General features: G+C 69.3%; 14 protein-coding genes and 2 tRNA genes. 1 reads left to right on the top strand and 15 read right to left on the bottom strand.

From position 1 onward, the window contains the following. Positions 1-751: 751 nt before the first annotated feature. The 12 genes from GWJ10_RS04380 to gyrB all read right to left on the bottom strand — a co-directional run bounded on the left by GWJ10_RS04380 (position 752) and on the right by gyrB (position 15,277). Positions 752-2,212, bottom strand: a complete 1,461-nt coding sequence (locus GWJ10_RS04380) for a DNA cytosine methyltransferase (RefSeq protein ID WP_163185442.1) — start codon at positions 2,210-2,212, stop codon at positions 752-754. A 212-nt stretch (positions 2,213-2,424) separates the two neighbouring features. Then, on the bottom strand, positions 2,425-2,709 hold the full coding sequence (locus GWJ10_RS04375; protein WP_163185439.1) for a hypothetical protein: 285 nt from the start codon (positions 2,707-2,709) through the stop codon (positions 2,425-2,427). Further along, the gene (locus GWJ10_RS04370) at positions 2,706-3,572 is read right to left on the bottom strand and encodes a hypothetical protein (RefSeq protein ID WP_043651529.1); all 867 of its coding nucleotides are present in this window, start codon (positions 3,570-3,572) and stop codon (positions 2,706-2,708) included. The genes GWJ10_RS04375 and GWJ10_RS04370 overlap by 4 nt, the downstream gene beginning before the upstream one ends. After that, entirely contained in the window at positions 3,569-4,678 is a 1,110-nt protein-coding gene (locus tag GWJ10_RS04365; RefSeq protein ID WP_163185436.1) for a hypothetical protein, read from the bottom strand. The genes GWJ10_RS04370 and GWJ10_RS04365 overlap by 4 nt, the downstream gene beginning before the upstream one ends. Next, positions 4,675-7,440 (bottom strand): Z1 domain-containing protein, encoded by a 2,766-nt coding sequence (locus GWJ10_RS04360; RefSeq protein ID WP_163185433.1) that lies wholly within the window; start codon positions 7,438-7,440, stop codon positions 4,675-4,677. Before GWJ10_RS04360 ends, GWJ10_RS04365 begins: the two co-directional genes overlap by 4 nt. Before the next feature lie 626 nt (positions 7,441-8,066). Continuing rightward, positions 8,067-8,498: a hypothetical protein gene (locus GWJ10_RS19755; RefSeq protein WP_241005660.1), complete on the bottom strand. Its 432-nt coding sequence runs from the start codon at positions 8,496-8,498 to the stop codon at positions 8,067-8,069. A 433-nt stretch (positions 8,499-8,931) separates the two neighbouring features. After that, positions 8,932-9,004 (bottom strand) — tRNA-Ala (locus GWJ10_RS04350). A 38-nt stretch (positions 9,005-9,042) separates the two neighbouring features. Then, positions 9,043-9,162 (bottom strand): DLW-39 family protein, encoded by a 120-nt coding sequence (locus GWJ10_RS19750; protein ID WP_021483216.1) that lies wholly within the window; start codon positions 9,160-9,162, stop codon positions 9,043-9,045. A 27-nt stretch (positions 9,163-9,189) separates the two neighbouring features. Then, positions 9,190-9,263: transfer RNA gene (locus tag GWJ10_RS04345), tRNA-Ile, on the bottom strand. 126 nt (positions 9,264-9,389) lie between these two features. Next, on the bottom strand, positions 9,390-10,394 hold the full coding sequence (locus GWJ10_RS04340; protein WP_240696549.1) for a DUF3566 domain-containing protein: 1,005 nt from the start codon (positions 10,392-10,394) through the stop codon (positions 9,390-9,392). After that, on the bottom strand, positions 10,391-13,027 hold the full coding sequence (gene gyrA / locus GWJ10_RS04335; protein WP_061268301.1) for a DNA gyrase subunit A: 2,637 nt from the start codon (positions 13,025-13,027) through the stop codon (positions 10,391-10,393). The genes GWJ10_RS04340 and gyrA overlap by 4 nt, the downstream gene beginning before the upstream one ends. Before the next feature lie 186 nt (positions 13,028-13,213). Continuing rightward, the gene (gyrB, locus tag GWJ10_RS04330) at positions 13,214-15,277 is read right to left on the bottom strand and encodes a DNA topoisomerase (ATP-hydrolyzing) subunit B (protein ID WP_061268302.1); all 2,064 of its coding nucleotides are present in this window, start codon (positions 15,275-15,277) and stop codon (positions 13,214-13,216) included. A 561-nt stretch (positions 15,278-15,838) separates the two neighbouring features. Here gyrB and GWJ10_RS04325 point away from each other — a divergent pair. Continuing rightward, the gene (locus GWJ10_RS04325) at positions 15,839-17,398 is read left to right on the top strand and encodes a hypothetical protein (RefSeq protein ID WP_163185430.1); all 1,560 of its coding nucleotides are present in this window, start codon (positions 15,839-15,841) and stop codon (positions 17,396-17,398) included. Between the two features lie 92 nt (positions 17,399-17,490). Here GWJ10_RS04325 and GWJ10_RS04320 read toward each other — a convergent pair whose 3' ends face one another. The 3 genes from GWJ10_RS04320 to gnd are packed head-to-tail and all read right to left on the bottom strand — an operon-like array spanning position 17,491 to position 20,378. Continuing rightward, positions 17,491-18,111 (bottom strand): DciA family protein, encoded by a 621-nt coding sequence (locus GWJ10_RS04320; RefSeq protein WP_241005659.1) that lies wholly within the window; start codon positions 18,109-18,111, stop codon positions 17,491-17,493. Then, positions 18,098-19,402 (bottom strand): DNA replication/repair protein RecF, encoded by a 1,305-nt coding sequence (recF, locus tag GWJ10_RS04315; protein WP_163185427.1) that lies wholly within the window; start codon positions 19,400-19,402, stop codon positions 18,098-18,100. The genes GWJ10_RS04320 and recF overlap by 14 nt, the downstream gene beginning before the upstream one ends. Before the next feature lie 37 nt (positions 19,403-19,439). Beyond that, entirely contained in the window at positions 19,440-20,378 is a 939-nt protein-coding gene (gene gnd / locus GWJ10_RS04310; RefSeq protein WP_034651935.1) for a phosphogluconate dehydrogenase (NAD(+)-dependent, decarboxylating), read from the bottom strand.

Below are 20,378 nucleotides of genomic sequence, written 5' to 3'. Positions count from 1 at the left end.
GCGGTCCATGGATGTCCAGACAAGGCACTGTCATGAAGGAGTGGCTCGAAGCGGTTGGTGAGGCCATCGACGTGCCCTACCAGGGCGAGAAGGTCCGCACGATGGCAGCCCTCGTCGAGCGAGTCCGCGGCAGGTGGGATTCCTCGACGATGTCGTCGAAAGAGACGAGGAGCGGCGGGGGAGGGAACATCACAGAACGGGCGTTCATCGCGCTGCTCGAAGGGCTTGAGGCAGACGTGCCAGCGTCCATGGCTGCAAGAGCGCGCGAACTCCAGCATTCCGTGTCCCGCGGACAGAGCGCGCACGGTCAGGGCCCGGCGCACGTCAAATCGGGTCGTCCGTTCGATGCAACGACGCCAGACCGACACGACGATGACCGAGCGATCCGAGCCCTCCTCATCCGCAAGGGGCAGCCACGGTTCCGAGCGCACCTTCTGGTTACCTACGAAGGGCGCTGCGCCGTCACTGCATGTGGGTGGGCGAGGTCCTGGAGGCCGCGCATGTCGTGCCTTATCGGCTGGGTGGCACGTACGCCACCAGCAACGGCCTCCTGCTCCGCGCTGACTTGCACACGCTCTTCGACACCGGACTCCTCGCCTTTGACGACGACCGGCGGGTCGTCCTTCATCCGCGGCTTTCAGACAGCGAGTACCAGCCACTCGTTGGGGTCCAGGTTCGAGAGCCCGTCGATCCGAGCGATCGTGTCCCGACGGAGGCGCTGATCGCGCATAGGAAGCGCGTGGGTCTCTAGCTAGGCGGACGCTGCCAGCCGCCTCGACTCCGCGAACTTCGCGCGACCGCGGGCAACGACCGCATCGAGGCGGTCGTCCGGCGTCTTCGGTGCGTCATCGACAAGTGCCTTCAACAGCGCCGCTCCACGTTCCGTGGACCGCAGAATCCGAGCGTCGTTCTCCGCGTGCGCTCTCAGCACGTTCCACACAGCTCCGATGTTCACGCCGTTCCCGAGCTGCTTGTACGTCGCGGCCGCGGGCTGCGGTCCGAAGTCGAAGTTGTACGGGAAGCCCTGGAGGCGCGCGGCCTCGCGCGTTGAGAGACGGCGGCGAAGAGGTCCGATGATCGACGTCTGTGTGATTGCGACGAGCGCCGGCACGTGAGTCGGCCGCTTCGCCCGGATCCCCGATGGGCGGAACTGCAGCACGCAGTCCCACAGCGAGGCCGTTTGCTGGGCCTGCCACTCAAGTTTGCGGCGCGACGCCGGGAACGAAGCTAGGTCGTGACGGGAGGCCCACTTGTCGAGCTGTGCCTTGTACCGCGTGTAGAACTCAGCGTTCTTCAGGAGGAAGGTCTTCTTCCAACTCGGCACCTCGTCCCAGGTGTCGGGCACGTCGACGGCACGGTACGGAGACCGGCCACCGACCATCCAGAATGCGAGGTCCTCGGACTCGACCCAGTGGTCGGCCCAGATCGGGAACCCAGGGAGCGTGGCCAGCTTGCCGCCTGACTGTGCCTTCCGCACCTCGGTCCACATCGTGGTGACGAAGTCGTCCCACGCGTCGATCCACGAGACTTCGGGCGCCGAGAGCTCCGTCCCGGGAACGTCGCGAGTCAGGTCGACAGGCAGGTCGTGGAGCAGGTCCCATTCCTCCTTGCCGCGCTGCGTCACATTGGGGAGGGCAGGGAGAGCCTCGACGCCGTCAAGGATGCCGTCCGGGTCGTAGGTGGCGGTGATGAACACGCGCTCGCGTACCTGGGGGCGCCCGCCGCGTTCGAGCGGTAGCAGGTGGGGGGAGAAGACCGTGGGCGTGCGAGAGACGCGGTAACCTTCATCGCGCAGGGTTTGGATGATCAGCTCCCACTCGTGCCTGTGGCGCGGCCCGGCGAGGTTCCTGACGTTCTCCAGGAGGACGACGGTCGGGTGGTGTGCCTCAATGATCTTGAGGATGTTCCAGAAGAGCGTGCCTCGGGTCTCTTCCATGCCGCGCTGGGCGCCCGACTTGGAGAACGGCTGGCACGGGAAGCCGGCGGCCAGAAGGTCGTGCGCCGGGACGTTCATCACGCCGTCGTTGGCGTCCTTGGTGATGTCTCCGAGAGGCGAGTGACCCCAGTTGCGCTCGTAGACCTTGGCAGCCGCCTCGTCGATCTCGACGGAGTAGACACACTCGCCCCCGAACGCTTCGAGCGCGGCCGCGAAACCACCGATGCCCGCGAACAGGTCGATGTATCGGAAAGGGGCACCGCTCGTCGTCGCCACCTGATCTCCTCCAGCCGCAGCACGTATTCGAACATATGTTCGAACATCTGTACGCTATCGGACAGCAAGTCGAGCTGCCAGCGCGTGTTCACAACCGAGCTTAGCTGAACCTTCAGCTAAACTCAACCGTGCGCAACCGATGTTTGCGTCTCGTCGCGCCCGTCATGCTCTGGGTGCCGCCAGATCTCGACGACTGCGCTGCTTGGCCCCAGCTAGTCGACGTAGAACCTCACCGCATCACGAACGGCCTGAAGGCCCTTAAGAGTCACGGTCCCTCCGCGAGACTCGAAGTCCGGTGCCCAGACCTCGCCGGTCGACTCGACGATCGCCTGCGCGATCTGGGGCTTCGTCAGCGCAGTCGACAGACCTAGCGCGAGCTCCTTGTTGACCATGTCGAAGATCGTGCGGGGCTCGGTCGACCCAGTGGACATCTTCGGTGCCTCCCGTCCGAGCACTTCGGCAATCTCGATGACGACGTCCTTCTTCTGCACCCTCACAGCTCGCCTACCTCTTCCATGTGTTCCTGCAGGTCATTGATGGCCCCTGTGACCCAGCCCTGTGCGAGCTCGTCCGTCACGGACGGTGCCGCGAGACCGACGATCCTGATCCGGTCGAGCACCATGTACTTGAGAGCCAGCTCGTTCCAGATCGTTCCTGCTGCCAGTGCGGTCGGCGTCGCCAGCGCGGTCGTGGGATCGACGTCCATCGCCAACCAGGATCCCCACAGCCGCGTGTCGACATCCATGCCCTTTGCGAGGAGGTTCTCTTGCAGGGTGCACTGCACGAGCACCACCGGGAACCCAGAGCGGCCGTCAGGGAACGGACGCCATGCGACGACATCGACGCCGCCGTCCTTTCGGCGCGGCTGCCGGTATCCCTGCCCGACGTCCACACCGATCTGCTGGGCGAGCCAACGGATCGCTAGGTCGAACTCTGGTGGTCGGCCGATGTCGGAGGGCCACCCGAACCGCAATGCGTGACCCGCGTCGCCCCAGATCCGCGAGGTTGCTTCCGCGACGACGTTCTCGAAGATGACCGCCATCGACTCGTCCGGCGCTGCACCCAAGTACTCGCGCACCGGGTTGCCGGGTGCCATCAGCGCAACGGTCACGTACGACGATGATGCAGCGTCCGGGTTCGCACGGACCGCGAACTCGTTGACCCTGAACGGATACCTGTCGCCAAGCAACCCCTCCCGTCGAGCCATCTCGCGGACCCCAGTGCTCACCATCTGGGCCTCCAGCCCATGGCGTGCCTCGAGGAAGGCGTTCAGCGGATCGAGCCCGAGCGGTCGCGTACCGCGGACGAGCAGCATCGTCTCGATCCAGTCCGCGATCCGGTCACGGCCGCGAATCGTCACGACTCCTGCGCCTCTATCGCCGCTTGGTCGACGACGTTCCGCATGGACTCGACGAGGGACTCGAGGTCCGACAAGAGTCCGACGACCTGCTTGTCCGCGGCATACTCCGCGAGGTCGTCGCTCGCCGCGCCGAGTGCGTTCGTGGCCGCGGTGATGCGTCTGATGAGACGCTCCCGCGGGTCCATCCCCGCACTCTGAACCTGCTGCTTCGCCTCTTCGAGGCTCTTGCCGGAGCGGAGAGCGGACAGGCCCACCTCGCTAGACACGACGTTGCCGAGGGCGCTCATCTGTCGCGAGTCAGTGATGACCGGCTCTGCGTCCTCGTCGCCGAAGACCCAGGAGATGACCTCCTTGAGCTCGTTGATCTTGCCGGCGGGCACGGGCTCGTCGCCGGGCTCGAGCCGGGAGCCCAGAGGCGCGCCGATGTGATCGCGGAGCTTGGTGTTGCCCATCGCGACGGTCAAGAGCGAGAAGGCACCTTCGACGTTGCCAGTGTTCAGACCGACGGAAGCCGCCTGGCTGACGATCGCCTGGTCACGGTAGAGATCGGCAGCCTTGCTCTTGGTGATGCCGATCAGATCGGCAACCTCCTTGATGGTGCGGCCCTCGGCGACACGCGCGGCTATGAAACGCGCCTGCATGTAGGGCCGCCACTGGAGCTTGCCCACGACGTGCGCGCGCGACACCTCGACATGAGTGGCTTCGCGGCTCTGGTGGACAACGATCGGGACAGCGACATCGGGCGACATCGCGGCCTTGGAGGCGACCGCCTCCCACCGGATCGGCTCGATAAACTGCTCGCGAATCTCGGGGTGGGTCAGCCCGAGTAGAGCGGTCAGCCGGCGGTTTCCCTCGACGACGATGTACCTGCCGGGCTCATCGTCGCAGATGGCGATCAGTGGCTCGGCCGCGAAGAAGCCGTTGTCAGCGATGGATTGCGCGACAGCGAATGCATCGAACCCGAGTTCCAGGTCGATCGCGAGGTCCGACTGCGCGCCACCTTGACGGGATGCAGGGAGCCGGGGGTTGTGGGGGTCGAGCAGGAGGGCCGAGATCGGCGCGTGCACGAGCTCGCCGGATCGGACTCCGGACTGGCCATCAGTCATGCGAGGGTTCCCTTTCGGACGATCTTGCGGTCACCGAGATGCACGGCGAGCGTGAGCAGCTCATTGGTCGGGTCATCACGACGAACGACCCGATGGATCTGGACGACGAGGGCGCCGGGATCATCGGCGATGCCACCGATCACGCGGTCGCCGGGATAAGACGGTCCGCCGTTGTTCCGCACGTTGTCACGGCCTTGGAAGAGGTTGACGAACCCCGTCTCGACGTCCCACTTGCGCTTCCGCGCCTGCCCGTCGTCGTCCATGAGGATGACAGGAACGGTCTGCGACTGGTTGTGGTGTCTCTCCAGCGCATCAGTCACGTCGCGGAGGCGCCACGACGGCCCGTAGTCGTCGGCGGACCAAGGCAAGACGAGCCGTGCGACGACATCGGCCACCGTGAGTTGCACCGTGCGCAGAGACAGACGTCCGTAGTCAATGGCGGGCGCGTCCAGCAGACCGATAGCCTCCGTGAGCGATCTGTTCGTGGCGATCGCTTCGGGGGTGAGACGCGGTAGCCGCACCGAGGTCCATCCCATGCCCTGGTAGTCGAGCTGGCTCACAACCGCGTCGCGGGTCGGCTTCATGCCGTCGGGGAGCATGAGTCCGACGTCCCGCGCCCAAGAATGGACGGTGCCGCCTGCGTCGACGTGGTCCTGCAGCTGAGCTCGCAGGTCATACTCCGTGAAGACGATGTCGCGGAGCGAGCGGATGGTTCGCTTCGTCGCGAAGAACTGGCAGTAGGACAGCTGATCCCGGCGGTATCCGAACGCACGAGCCCGTTGTTCGAGCGTGTCTACCTGGGCGCTCGGCGGTCGGTTCATGTAGGTGACCGTCAGTCCCTCGACGGTGAACCCGCGGTCGAGCTTGTTGCCGCCAATGAGGATGTGGACCGGAGTGACGTTCCACTCGACCTTGTTGAGAGCCGACGTCGAGTTGACGAGCCAGAGCGACGTCTCGCGCAGAACCCAGCGGACCTTCTCGAGGAATGACCCGTTGTCGAGGTCCGGGGCTCCGCGTTCCGTCAACGTGACGCGTTCCCTCTGCACGGCGTCAGGCAGGTCGGCGAGCGATGCCGCCTTGTCGGCGACGGAGCGCCACTTCCGGAGCTCACGTTCGATGAGGAACCTGTACCGCTCCTGAACATCGTTTCGTTGAGTCGAGTGGACGAGCATGCTCACCGGCGCGGCGTCGGGCTGGCGTTCGACGAGCATGGCGGCACCAGCGATGAACGACCCGAGCGCAGACGTGAGACTCAGGGGGAGCTCGAGAGGCAGCGTCTTGGGCGCCTGCTCGTCGAGGAGCGGGACGTCGCGGATCACCTGGTCAGCGAACTCGACGAAGAACTCTCGTCCGCCGGTGTACCCGCTGCCCGGCTCGAGGAACTCGACGAAGTCCGGACTCAGCAAGTCGTCCGCGTCAAGCATGAGGGGTGCGTACGGAGTGGCCGTGTATTGGACGTAGAGGTGTTTTGGCACGCGCGAGCGGAGGATTCGGATCGCCTCGTAGGTCTTGCTCTCCGTCGCCGAGCTTGTGTTTAGCGACGCCTGATCCGCCTCGTCGTCGATGATGAGCACCGGCACCTGCTCGATCCCGGGCACGTTGTCGAGAACAGCGGCGAGCGCGTTCAGCCGACCAGCGTGCTTCAGCACAGGTATCAGCACCGCGCGACCGCTATCGACCCTGTCACCGATCCGCTTGGCGGTTGCAATCCCAGAGGGGTTCGTCTCAGTGACCCATCGGTAGTCCTTGCGGGACTGTGTGCCGAGCGCGGACTCGAGTCGGTTCTTGTTCTGATCCAGGAGGAGGTTCGTCCCTCCGAGCACGGCGACGATGATCTGGTACCCCTGGTCGGCGGCCGCCGCGATGAGCGCGGTGATTGACGTCGTCTTGCCCGACTGGACGTAACCGAGCGCGAGCCCTGTCTGTCCGCCGACGCCGGTGCGCTGGGGCCCACGTTCGAGGATGCTGATCACGGACTTCCAGATGCGAGAACGACTCTCGTCATCCATCCGCGCCACGAGCTGCCCGTCGATGAGCAAGGCTTCCTTGCCGGTGAGCGCTTCGGAACTCATGGCTTCCCTCTCGATCAAGATGGTGCGGCGAATCTCGTTCCACCTTCCGAGCCGTCCGCGGAGAACGCCGCTCGATGGTGCTCCTGGCGCGCGCTCGGTACGCCAGGTGTCGTACCCGTGGAACGACGCCGTGGGCCCGCTGTGCTCGACGTAGGTCCGTGCGAAGTGCCAGAGGTCGTCGTTCGTCCACGACGACTGGTAGTCCCGCCGCCTGCGCCGCGAGCTTTCAATTCCGGCAAGCTCGCATGCGGCCGCCCAGCCGTAGAGCTGCTCGATCCGGGCTGCGCTCGGACCATGGATCTCGCCCTCGTCGATCAACTCCTGGTATGCGTTGCGGGACAGCGGCCACTCGTATGTCGCGGCGGTGCTGAGTGCAGAGATGACGTCGTCCTCCGTCCATCGGACCGAGCCCCGTTTTGTCAAGCCGAGGTACGCGGAGAGTTCCTTCCCGCCAATCCGTCGCACGGTTTCCTCGTCGACGTCCGACATGATGGCGACCTCTGCCGTCGAGCGGGCAAGTCCGGTCGCGACGACGGAGAACACGCGGTCTCGAACCCGCTGATCGCGCTCCTCCCGCTCGGTGAAGCGCGCAGCCCGCACAGCTGCGCGGTCGACTCCACCCATGTTGCGGACGATCTGCCGGACACGCTCGCGGGTGAGGCCGAACTCTTGCCCCACTTCGTCGAGCATGGCGCCTGCTTGGCGCATCTCGTAGATCTGCCGATCGCGGTCCTGGGTCGTCGTCCAGTTCCGGGTCGCTTTACCCAAGCGTCACCTGCTTGCTCATGTCAACTGCCGACCTCATCGCCGGACATCCAGAGGCTACCGATAAGCGCCGACAATGACCGAGATGACACCTGGGATCGGCCGGGTGAAAGTGAGTCACGAACCGAAGGCGCGAGTCGAAGGATGACGGGCGACAGGTGACTGGACGAGCGGCCGAGCCGTGACGGCGGCCTGGTGGTCAGACGGTTTTCCCAAGGACTGACGTTGGTGCATGTATGCCAAGGTCAGCCCATGCGGAATCGCAAGGCACGCATACTACAGGGCTCCGTTGGCCCCGGGTTAGCGTGCCTGCATGACCGCCGGCGAGATCGCCAAGATCGGGCCGAGGGCGGGCGGACTGCATGCCTCGCCTGCCCCATTCGCACGCCGCTGCGACGGACTTGTGCCCGCCCCCGGCGAAGCCGTCCTCTCTGGCCCGGCCGACGCCTACGCACTGTACGCGGCCGAGGGCACCGGAGCTGTTCTCCACCTCGCAGTCACGCCGGGCGCCGCGTCGCGGTAGCAGCACATCACGGTCGAAGAAACTCGCATCACTCCTCGACTGGCGTCGCCTCGACGACTTCGAGAACCGTGGGGTACAGCGGGCCGACTCGGTCCTCGCGCTCGATAAGACGGTCAACGTCGCGAAGGAACTGAGCATCCTCGCGGCGCGCGATCCGGAGTTCGCGGCCGTGCTCGAGCGGGCGATGATCCACGCCAGCCGGGTGTTGGTCGAATCGATCACCGCTGACGCCGTCACGCGGGTGGGGTCCGCGGGTGCACAGGACGTGATCCCCGTCGAACTTCTCGAGGCGCCGCAACACACCGAGGCCTGGAGATCGGTTCGCGTCGGCGGGGACGCCAAGACCCCGAAGTCGCGGCGCACCCTTGCGCTCTCCGAGCTCGTCGTCGGCGTCCTGAGGAGGCATCAGCAGGAACAGACCACCGCTGCCGGCGAGGCTGGCGAGCACTGGAAGGACCACGGCCTGGTCTTCCCGTCGGAGATCGGTACTCCACAGGACCGCTACAGCGTGCTGCGCATGTTCCGCTCGGCCCTCGCGCTCGTCCCCGGACTCGACCCGCAGGAGGGGACGCCCCGAGACCTCCGGCACTCGTTCGTCTCGATCCTGTCGCAGCGCGGCGTCCCCATCGAAAAGATCTCATGCCTCATGGGTCACTTCGGCATCCGCTTTCACCGAGGTCGTCTACCGCCACGAGCTCAGACCTGTCATCCAGTCAGCAGCGAACGTCATGGACGACGTCTTCCGGTACGTCCCGACAGCCGCCGACGCCGACGAACGACCGACCCCCAAAGATGCCCAGTCAGCCACAGGATCCGGAACGATAGACAGACTCCGCTCCTTGAACGCAAAGAAGATGACCTGGTCCGAACGCATCGGACCAGGTCATCTGATGTGGAGCCAGGGGGACTCGAACCCCCAACCCCCTGCTTGCAAAGCAGGTGCGCTACCAATTGCGCCATGGCCCCGGGTGACGCGGCCGGGGCCGGTCAGCGGCGAGAGGTGCTCACTCGAAGGTGTCGGTGACCTCTGCCCAGAGGTCGCGCTCGGCGTTGTCCTCCGTGTACTTGCGCCACACGAGGTACCCGGCGCCGGCGGCGAGGAGCAGGAGCAGAAGCTTCTTCATGATGTTCCCCCTCGAGTGGGTTGGCAGTGGGCCTAAGAGGACTTGAACCTCTGACCTCTTCCTTATCAGGGAAGCGCTCTAACCGTCTGAGCTATAGGCCCGCACGCGCCTCGTCGGACAGCCCCAGGAGGGCTGCTCCGCTCGCAGGCAGCGATTGAGGTTACCCCACCGGGAGCCGCAGACCCAAACCGAGGGCCCGTGCTCCCGGTCGAGGAGCCGGTGCGCGGTCAGTCGTCGGTGAGCGTGAGGTGCACGCCACCCACGAGCGCCGCGACGATGTTGTACAGGAACGCCATGATCGTCGAGAGCGCCGTGATGATGACGACGTTCACCACGCCGAGCAGCGTGGCGATCGAGATCACGCGACCGAACGCGACGTACTGGCGGATGTCGACGTCCGTCTCCGTGCCGACGATCTGCGTGAACAGCTCCTCGATCTTGAAGAAGACCTGCATGCCGTCGAGCACGTACCAGACGACGGCGGTCGCGACGACGGTCATGATCCCGATGGCGACCGCGAGGAGGAAGCCGAGCTTCATCGCGGACCACGGGTCGATGCGCGAGACCGCGAGCCGGACACGGCGCGGGCCGCCGTCGGGCCGGACGGCGGGCGTCGCGCCCGTCGCGGTCCCCACGGCCGGCGTGGCGCCGGTGAGCGGGCTCGCGGTGCCCGTCACCCCGGCGGCGGAGTAGTGCATGGAGGCCCCGGCGGGAGCGCCGGCGGCCGCCGCGCTCGTGGGGGCCGAGGTGGTCGTGGGCACGCGCCTCACCGTCTCGTCGTCGATCTCGTCGTGCCCGCGCTCGGGCTCCGTCTCTGCGGGTGCGGCGGGGACCGCCGCCGACACCTTCTTCGCGGCCGTCTTCGCCGCCGCGATCGCCGCGGCGGCCGCCTTCACGGCCCCGGCACGCGCGACCGCGACACGGCTCTCGCCCGACGCGCGCTCCATGCCGTCGTCGTCCACCGTGCCCGGCGCGGGCGCGGCCTGGGCGGACGGGCCCGGGGGCGGCGGAGGCGGCGGCGGGACGGCGGCCGTCGCCCCGTCACGCGGGGTCGCCGCCGCCGAGGCGCCCTTCGACGAGCCCTTCTTCGACGAGCCGTTCGACGACGTCCCGTCCGCCTCGCCGTGCCGGCTCGGGGACGCGGCCCCGGGGCGTGCCGACGCGTCCGTGTCCGGCCGCGGCACGGTCAGCCGCGGCGTGATGGTCGGCGGTGCGTTGTTCTCGCTGCTCATCTGGTTTCCTCGGTGGTTCCGGGGGCCGGGTCGGTCCCGCCCGCCCCGTCGGACGAGGCGGTCGCGTCGGTGGTCGGTGCGCTGCTCGTGTCGGTGACGCCCGGGGCCGTGCCGGTCCCGTCCTCGCCCTCCACGGTATCCCGATCCTCTCCGAGACGACGCTCGACGTTCCGCGCGACCGCGATGATGCGGTCGCCCTTGTCGGGCTTCGCGAACGTCACCCCCTGCGTGTTCCGACCGGTGAGGTTCACCTCGCCGACCGCGGACCGCACGATCTTCCCGCGCTCCATGATGACCAGCACCTCGTCGTCGGCCTCCGTCACCAGAGCCCCCACGAGATCTCCACGAGCCTCCACCAGGTTGGCGACCTTGATGCCCAGACCGCCACGGCCCTGGACGCGGTACTCGTCGATCCGCGTCCGCTTCGCGAACCCGCCCTCCGTCACGACGAAGAGGTCGGAGCCCTCCTCGACCACGTCGGCCGAGAGCAGCTCGTCGCCGTCGCGGAACTTCATGCCCGTGACGCCCGACGTCGCGCGGCCCAGCGGCCGCATCGTGTCGTCGTCGGCGGGGAAACGGATGGACTGGCCCTTGCGCGACACGAGGATGAGGTCGTCGTCGGCGTCCACGAGGAGCGCCGCGACGAGCTCGTCGGGCGTCCCGGACTCGTCCTCGCGCAGGTTGATCGCGATGAGTCCGCCCGAGCGCGGCGAGTCGTACTCCGACAGCCGCGTCTTCTTCACCAGGCCGCGACGCGTCGCGAGCACCAGGTACTGCGCCGCGTCGTAGTCGCGCAGGTCGAGCACCTGCGCGATCTTCTCGCCCGGCTGGAACGCGAGCAGGTTCGCGACGTGCTGACCCTTGGCGTCGCGCCCGCCCTCGGGGAGCTCGTACGCCTTCGCCCGGTAGACGCGGCCGAGGTTCGTGAAGAACAGCAGCCAGTGGTGCGTCGTCGTCACGAAGAAGTGGTCGACGATGTCGTCCTCGCGCAGCTGCGTGCCGCGCACGCCCTTGCCGCCGCGCTTCTGGGCACGGTAGCTGTCGCTGCGCGTCCGCTTCACGTACCCGCCGCGCGTGATGGTGACGACCATCTCCTCCTCGGCGATGAGGTCCTCGATGGAGACCTCGCCGTCGAACGGGAGGATCGTCGTCCGACGCTCGTCGCCGTACTTCGCGACGATCTCGCCCATCTCGTCGCCCACGATCGACCGCTGCCGCTCGGGCTTGGCCAGGATGTCCTGGTAGTCGAGGATCTGGCGCTCGAGCGCGTCGTGGTCGTCGAGGATCTTCTGCCGCTCCAGGGCCGCGAGCCGGCGCAGCTGGAGGTTGAGGATCGCGGTCGCCTGGACCTCGTCGACGCCCAGCAGCTCCATGAGGCCCGTGCGGGCCTCCTCGACGTCGGGCGAGCGCCGGATCAGGGCGATGACCTCGTCGAGCGCGTCGAGCGCCTTGAGGTACCCGCGCAGGATGTGGATGCTGCGCTCGGCCTCCGCCAGCAGGTACCGCGTGCGGCGCACGACGACGTCGAGCTGGTGCGTCGTCCAGTGCCGGACGAACGCGTCGAGGCTCAGCGTGCGCGGCACGCCGTCGACGAGCGCCAGCATGTTCGCGCCGAACGTGTCCTGGAGCTGCGTGTGCTTGTACAGGTTGTTGAGGACGACCTTCGCCACCGCGTCGCGCTTGAGCACGACGACGAGGCGCTGGCCCGTCCGGCCCGACGTCTCGTCGCGGATGTCCGCGATCCCCTGGACGCGGCCCTCCTTGACGAGGTCCGCGATCTTCGCGGCCAGGTTGTCCGGGTTCACCTGGTAGGGGAGCTCCGTGACGACGAGGCACACGCGGCCCTGGATCTCCTCCACGTTGACCACGGCGCGCATGGTGATCGAACCGCGGCCCGTGCGGTACGCCTCCTCGATGCCCTTGTGGCCGAGGATCGTGGCGCCCGTGGGGAAGTCCGGGCCCTTGATGCGCTGCAGCAGCGCCGCGAGGAGCTCCTCGCGCGAGGCGTCCGGGTGGTCGAGGTGCCACTGCACGCCCGCCGCGACCTCGCGGAGGTTGTGCGGCGGGATGTTGGTCGCCATGCCGACGGCGATGCCCGCCGAGCCGTTGACCAGCAGGTTCGGGAACCGCGCCGGCAGGACCGACGGCTCCTGCGTGCGGCCGTCGTAGTTGTCCTGGAAGTCGACGGTGTCCTTGTCGATGTCCCGGACCATCTCCATGGCGATCGGCGCCATGCGGCACTCGGTGTACCGCGGGGCGGCCGCCGGGTCGTTGCCGGGGGAGCCGAAGTTGCCCTGGCCGGCGACGAGCGGGTAGCGCAGCGACCAGTCCTGCACGAGGCGCACGAGCGCGTCGTAGATCGCGCTGTCGCCGTGCGGGTGGAACTTGCCCATGACGTCGCCGACGACGCGCGAGCACTTCGAGTACGAGCGGTCGGGGCGGTAGCCGCCGTCGTACATCGCGTACAGCACGCGCCGGTGCACGGGCTTGAGGCCGTCGCGCACGTCCGGCAGCGCACGACCCACGATGACGCTCATCGCGTAGTCGAGGTACGACCGCTGCATCTCGAGCTGCAGGTCCACCTGCTCGATGCGCCCGTGGTGCACCGCGACCGCCGTCCCGTCGGCGTGCACGGTCTCCTCGGACCCGTCGCCGGGAGCCGTGGGCTCGTTCTCGGGGTTCTGCTCGTCGGTCACGGTCTACCTCGTTCGTTCGTCTCTTCGTGCGTCGTCGTCCTGGAAGACCTCCGGACCCGCCCGGGAGGGCGGGCCGCGCCGGGGCGTCCGGTCCTGCCGCCCCCCGGCTCCGCGAGGAGCGGCTCAGATGTCAAGGAACCGCACGTCCTTCGCGTTGCGCTGGATGAAGCTCCGGCGGGACTCCACGTCCTCGCCCATGAGGACGGAGAAGATCTCGTCGGCCGCCGCGGCGTCGTCGAGGGTCACCTGGTTGAGGGTGCGGTGCTCGGGGTCCATGGTCGTGTCCCACAGCTCCGAGTAGTCCATCTCGCCCAGACCCTTGTAGCGCTGGATCCCGTTCTCCTTGGGGATCCGCTTGCCGGCGGCCTGCCCGGCGGCGAGGAACGCGTCGCGCTCCTTGTCGGAGTACACGTAGTCGTGCGGGGCGTTCGACCACTTGAGCCGGTAGAGCGGCGGCTGCGCGAGGTAGACGTGCCCGTTCTCGATGAGCGGGCGCATGTACCGGAACAGCAGCGTGAGCAGGAGCGTCGCGATGTGCTGGCCGTCGACGTCGGCGTCGGCCATGAGGACGATCTTGTGGTACCGGAGCTTGGCGAGGTCGAAGTCCTCGCCGATGCCGGTGCCGAACGCCGTGATGATCGACTGGACCTCCTGGTTGGACAGGGCCCGGTCGAGGCGCGCGCGCTCGACGTTGAGGATCTTCCCGCGGATCGGCAGGATCGCCTGCGTCCGGGGGTTGCGCCCGCGGACGGCCGAGCCGCCCGCGGAGTCACCCTCGACGATGAAGATCTCGCACTCCTCCGCGCGGTTCGACTGGCAGTCGCGCAGCTTGCCCGGCATGCCGCCGGACTCGAGCAGGCCCTTGCGGCGGGTGGCCTCGCGCGCCTTGCGGGCGGCGAGGCGCGCCTGCGACGCCTGGATCGCCTTGCGCAGGACGTCACGGGCCTCGTTCGGGTGCGAGTCGAACCAGTCGTTGAGCCGCTCGTTGACGACGCGCTGGACGAACGTCTTCGCCTCGGTGTTGCCGAGCTTCGTCTTCGTCTGGCCCTCGAACTGCGGCTCGCCCAGCTTGACGGAGATGACCGCCGTCAGGCCCTCGCGGATGTCGTCGCCCGTGAGGTTCTCGTCCTTGTCCTTGAGGATGCCCTTGTCGCGCGCGTAGCGGTTGACCAGCGAGGTCATCGCCGCACGGAAGCCCTCTTCGTGCGTGCCGCCCTCGGTCGTGGAGATCGTGTTGGCGAACGTGTGGACGGACTCCGAGTAGGCGCTGGTCCACTGCATCGCGATCTCGACGGAGATGCGCCGCTCGGTGTCCTCCGACTCGATGTCGATGACGTCGGGGTGGACGAGCTCGACCTTCTTCGCGCCGTTGAGGTGCTTCACGTAGTCGATGAGGCCGCCGTCGTACTTGTAGCTCACCGTGCGCGCCGCGGTCGACGCGCCCGACGACGTCGCGTCGCCGCTCGCGGGCGTGCCGTCCTCGGCCTCGCCGGTGACCTCGTCCCCGGTGTCGAGGTGCGCAGGGCGCTCGTCGGTGAGCGTGATCCGCAGCCCCTTGTTGAGGAACGCGTACTGCTGGAACCGCGCACGCAGCGTCTCGAAGTCGTACTCGGTGGTCTCGAAGATCGTCGGGTCGGCCCAGAACGTCTGCGTCGTGCCCGTCGCCTGCGTCGCCTCGCCGCGGTGCAGCTCGCCCACGGGCTTGCCCCCGTCGGCGAACTCCTGGCGCCAGGCGTAGCCGTCACGCTGGACCTCGGTGACCACACGGGACGAGAGCGCGTTGACGACCGAGATGCCGACGCCGTGCAGACCCCCCGAGACGGCGTACCCGCCACCGCCGAACTTGCCGCCCGCGTGGAGGATCGTCATGACGACCTCGACCGTGGGCCGGCCCTCGGTGGGGTGGATCGCGACGGGGATGCCGCGCCCGTTGTCGACGACGCGCACGCCCCCGTCGGCGAGGAGCGTCACGTCGATCGTGTCCGCGTGCCCGGCGAGGGCCTCGTCCACAGAGTTATCCACAACCTCGTACACAAGGTGGTGGAGGCCTCGCTCACCCGTCGAGCCGATGTACATGCCCGGACGCTTGCGGACCGCCTCGAGGCCCTCCAGGACGGTGATGTTGCTCGCGTCGTAGCCGCCGCCCGCCGAGGGTGTCGCCTCCGCGGACGCCGTCGGGTCGGGGATGGCGGTGTCGGTGTGCTCTGCCACGGGCAGGACTGCTCCTCGTCGTCGTGCGCGCGGCCGCCGTGTCCGTGCCGGACCGGCCGCCGCTGCTCAAAGGTTCCGGGCCCGCACCGCCGCCTGCGCCGGCTCCGCGAGGGAGCGTCCGACCTGCCGCGGACGGCTGGTGGAGGCGCCGCGGACGGGCTGCGCGAGCGGGTGGTGACAAGACCCGGAATGACCTCCCCAGTCTACCCGCCACGAGCCGAATTCCGCGGATCTCGGCCGTCCTGAGGACATCTCGCAGGACATCCGCGACGCGATCCGCGCCGTCTCGGCGGAAGTTCTCCACACGGTTGTCCACAGGCTCTGTTCACGACGCGCAGGTGGCCGTCGACGGCCGTCGAAAAAGTGCCCGCAGCAACCGTCGCGCGCTCCTTGGTGGGAGCGCTACCGCAACCGACAAGTCGGGAATCGGCGTTTCACGCGGAAAGTGGTCTAATACCACACACCATCCTGATTCGCGCGTCGTCCGCGCAGCAGCGATCGCACGCGGGCGGCTCGACCCCGAAGGGACCCCACTCAGTGAAGAGACTCCTCGCGAGCGCTGCGGCGACGGCGCTCGCGCTCGGTGGCCTGATCGTGGCCACCGCGGCACCCGCCTCCGCCCACACGCCCGTCGTCACGGCCGACTGCACGACGCTCTCGGTGAAGCTCTGGGCCTACTCGAAGAAGAGCAACGACCTGACCGTCACCGTGGACGGCAAGGAGGTCGAGTCCACGACCTTCCAGCGCGAGCTCACGCGCTCCTACGACCTCGACCCCACGCAGGACCACACCTGGACCGTCTCCGTCGACGCGTCCGACGGCCGCCAGTACGACTACGACCAGTCCGGCTCGACCCGGGCCTGCGAGACGCCCGACGCCCCCGTCCAGGTCGGCGTCTACGTGTACCCCAAGATCGACCCCGCACAGCCCGCGGCGTGGGAGAACTCCGGCCCGCAGAAGATCGTCACGGGCACCGAGGTCGCCCTGCCCGAGAAGCCGTGGGACAGGGCCTGGGTCGTGCAGCCCCTCGACCTGGAGGACGTGAGCGAGGTCGCCCGCGCGATCCAGCCGGACGTCGACACGGCCGACCTCTGCACCGCGTGGGCAGTCCAGCAGGACCTCGTGGACCTCCCCGGCGGTCTCGACGACCTCCCCGCGGACATCCGCTACTCACCCGACGGCGAGCACCTCGGCGAGTTCCCCGAGGGCACGCTCGTCGCGTGGGACCACCAGGACCTCGCCGACCTCCTCCCCGAGGACGCGTGCGACACCCCGAGGCCCGGCACTCCCGCCACGCCGGTCGCGCCGGAGGTCGACGTGGTCACGCCGGCCGTGCCGGCCGCCGTCGAGGTCTGTGGCACGGAGCTCACGAAGCAGGACCTCCCGGCCGAGTCGGAGGACGTCCGGTACGAGCTCACGGCGGAGGGCGTCGTCGCCGTCCCGAAGAGCGCCGCGGCGACCTTCTCCTCGGAGACGGCGAAGCTCGGCTACGTCGTGGCCACGAACGGCCGCAGCGCGCTGCTCCCGCTCGTCGATCTGCTGCCCTCCGACGAGACGTGCGCGCTCGTGCCCGGCGAGATCGGCGCCGTCTGCCAGGGCGACGTCCCGTACCTCGGCTACGAGATCGGCCTGCCCGAGGGCGCGACGGTCGACTCGGAGACCCCGCTGACGATCACCTTCCTGCACCCGAGCGGCGGCGAGAACTACGTCGTGCCGGACCAGCCGCTCAGCGGGACCCTTCTGTGGCCGGGAGCCTCCGCCGAGGAGCCGAAGCAGTGGCCCGGGTTCGTCCGGAACGAGGACGGCTCGTACACCCAGACCGACGGCAACTACGCCTGGACCCGCGACGGCGCCAAGGTGCTGTTCGAGGTCAACCCGTCGTACTCCACCGTGGTCGAGTACCCGCCGGCGACGAGCGCGTGCGCGAACCCGCCCGTCGCCCCCGTGGCCGTCGAGGACGTCGCCGGACCCGAGGAGCCGACCGGCCCCGCGCTCGCCACGACCGGTGCGACGGTCGCCGGCGCGGCCGCGTTCGCCGCGCTGCTCGTCGGCGGCGGGGCCCTGGTGCTCTGGCTGCGCCGCCGAGCCCAGGCCTGACCCCCCTGACGTGGTGACCAACGCCCCGGTCACCACCCGCGAGGCCCGCCGTGCCCCCTGCACGGCGGGCCTCGTCGTCGGTCCGGACCCTCTCAGCCCCAGGTGTCGCGGGGACCCGGCCCCCGGACGGACTTCTTCCCCCGGCGGAAGCTCGGACCCGCCGGCCCGAGCACGGTCACCGTCTCGACGACCCCCTCGCCCACCTCGCGCGCGAGCCGCTCGAGCAGCTGCGGCGTGAGGAGCCGCACCTGCGTCGCCCACGCCGTCGAGTCGGCCCGCACGACGAGCACCTTGTCCTCGAACGTCTCAGGCTCGCAGTGGTCGGCGACCTGGTCGCCCACGACCTCCCGCCACCGCCCGACGACGCCCCCCACCGACACGTCCGCGACCCAGTCCCGCTCGCGCAGCAGGCGCGCGACGACGTCGCCCAGGAGCTGCGGGTCGCGGCCGCCCGGGCGCGCGCCCGACGTCAGCGGGTCCGCGAGGATGCGTCGGCGAGGCTCCTGCCCGGGCCGGAGCCCCTTCGCGCGCGCCGCCGCCTTGGCGCGGTTCAGGGCCTGCCGCGCCACCTCCGCCGGTGGGGTCAGCTCCACGACGTGGCCGACGGGCAGCCCCGTCGTGCGTCGCTCCGGGAGGTCGTCGGCCGGGCCGGGGCGCGCGTCGTCGTCCTGGCGGTCCGCCCCGTCCCGGTCCGCGGGCTCAGTCCTCGACACGGTGCACCGTCCCGTCGTGCACGGCGAACCGCGCGCCGTCCAGCCGGCTCGGGACGTCGTCGGGCACGGCCGCGGTGATGATCACCTGGCCCGCGTCGGCCACGAGCTCGGCGAGCCGCTCGCGCCGCCGGACGTCGAGCTCGGCGAACACGTCGTCGAGCACGAGGATCGGCTCGCCGTCGGGCCCCCACTGGTCCGCCCAGAGGAGCGAGTCGAGGCCCGCGGGGGCGCCGTCGCGCAGCAGCCGGTACGACGCCAGCCGCAGCGCGAGCGCGAACGACCACGACTCGCCGTGGCTCGCGTAGCCCTTCGCCGGGAGGCCGCCCAGGGTGAGGACGAGGTCGTCGCGGTGGGGACCGACGAGGTTCACCCCGCGGTCGACCTCCTTCGCGCGCACGGCCTCCATGGCCTCCAGCATGCGCCTCTCGAGCGTCCCCGCGTCGGGGATGCCCGACGCCGGTGCCTCGCCCAGGTCCGCGACGTCGCCCGTCGTGGACCCACCCGCCGGGCCGTCGTCCGCGTCGAGCGCCTCGTCCACGGACGAGCGGTACGCGATGCGTGCCTCGCCCTGCCCCGCGCTGACCTGCTCGTACGCCTCCGCGACGTAGGGCGTGAGCGCCGCGACGAGCTGCAGGCGCAGCGCCGTGATCTCCGCGCCGAGGCTCGCGAGACGCGCGTCCCACACCTCGAGCGTCGCGAGCGGCGAGGCCGCGGACTCGGGCGCGTCGTCGTCGGGTGGCGGGTCGACGACGGACGGCCTCCGCCGGCCGCGGCCGCGCAGCGCCGTCGCCGACTTCAGCAGCGCGCCGCGCTGGCGCAGCACCCGGTCGTAGTCCGCGAGGAGCGCCGCCACGCGCGGCACCAGGAGCACCGCGAGCTGGTCGAGGAAGCGACGCCGCCCGTCCGGGTCGCCCTTGACGAGCGCGAGGTCCTCCGGCGCGAAGAGCACCGTCCGGACGATGCCGAGCACGTCGCGCGGCCGCTGGGCCGGGGACCGGTTGATCCGCGCCCGGTTGGCCCGCCCCGACGCGATCTCGAGCTCCACGGTGCTCGCCCGGTCGCCCCGCACGACGCGCGTCCGCACGACGGCGCGCGCGGCCCCCGCACGGACGAGCGCGGCGTCGCCCGCGACGCGGTGGCTCGCGAGCGTCGCGACGTACCCGATCGCCTCGACGAGGTTCGTCTTGCCCTGCCCGTTCTGCCCGACGAGCGCGTTCACGCCCGGGACGAGCTCGACGTCGACGGACTCGTACGAGCGGAAGTCGACCAGGGAGAGGTGCGAGACGTACATCGGTGCGGCGAGGGTCGAGGAGGTCGGCGGGGAGCGGTCAGGCCGGGGGTTCGAGCGGCCCGGCTCCCGGGGAGGCGGGCCCGGCCGCCTTGACGGCGTGCCCGCCGAACTGCTGGCGCAGCGCGGCGACGGCCTTGAGCGCGGGCGACTGCTCCTGGCGCGAGGCGAAGCGCGCGAAGAGGGCGGCGGAGATCACCGGCAGCGGGACGGCGTTGTCGATCGCCTCGTCGACCGTCCAGCGGCCCTCGCCGGAGTCGTCGACCCAGTCGTCGATCGCGGCGAGCTGCGGGTCCTCCTCGAGCGCCTTGACGAAGAGGTCGAGGAGCCACGAGCGCACGACCGTGCCACGGGTCCACGCCTTCATCGTGCCGTGCACGTCCTTGACGAGCTCGCTCTTCGCGGCGAGGAGCTCGTAGCCCTCGGCGTACGCCTGCATGAGCCCGTACTCGATGCCGTTGTGGACCATCTTCGCGAAGTGCCCGGCGCCGACCTCGCCCGCGTGGACGAAGCCCTCCTCGCGCGGGCCGTCGGGACGCAGCGCGTCGAAGACCGGCATGGCCGCCTCGACGTACGTCCGGTCCCCGCCGACCATGAGCCCGTAGCCGTTCTCGAGGCCCCAGACGCCGCCCGAGACGCCGACGTCGAGGTAGCCGACGCCCTTCTCGGCCAGCTCCGCGGCCCGCGCCTGGTCCTCGGCGTAGTAGGAGTTCCCGCCCTCGATGACGAAGTCGCCCTCGCCGAGCAGGCCGCCGAGCTCGGTGACCACGCCGCGGGTCGCGTCGCCCGCCGGGACCATGACCCACACGATGCGCGGGCCGTCGTCGGGCAGCGCTGCGACGAGGTCGGCGAGCGTCGCGACGTCCGACACCTCGGGGCGAGGGTCGTACCCGACGACCTCGATGCCGGCGGCGCGGACGCGCGCCCGCATGTTGTTGCCCATCTTGCCGAGGCCGACGAGGCCGATGCGCGTGACCAT

The organism is Cellulosimicrobium sp. SL-1, assembly GCF_011033075.1.
In the GTDB taxonomy this organism is placed as follows: Bacteria; Actinomycetota; Actinomycetes; order Actinomycetales; family Cellulomonadaceae; genus Cellulosimicrobium; species Cellulosimicrobium funkei.
This window is presented reverse-complemented; position numbering and strand designations above follow the sequence as displayed.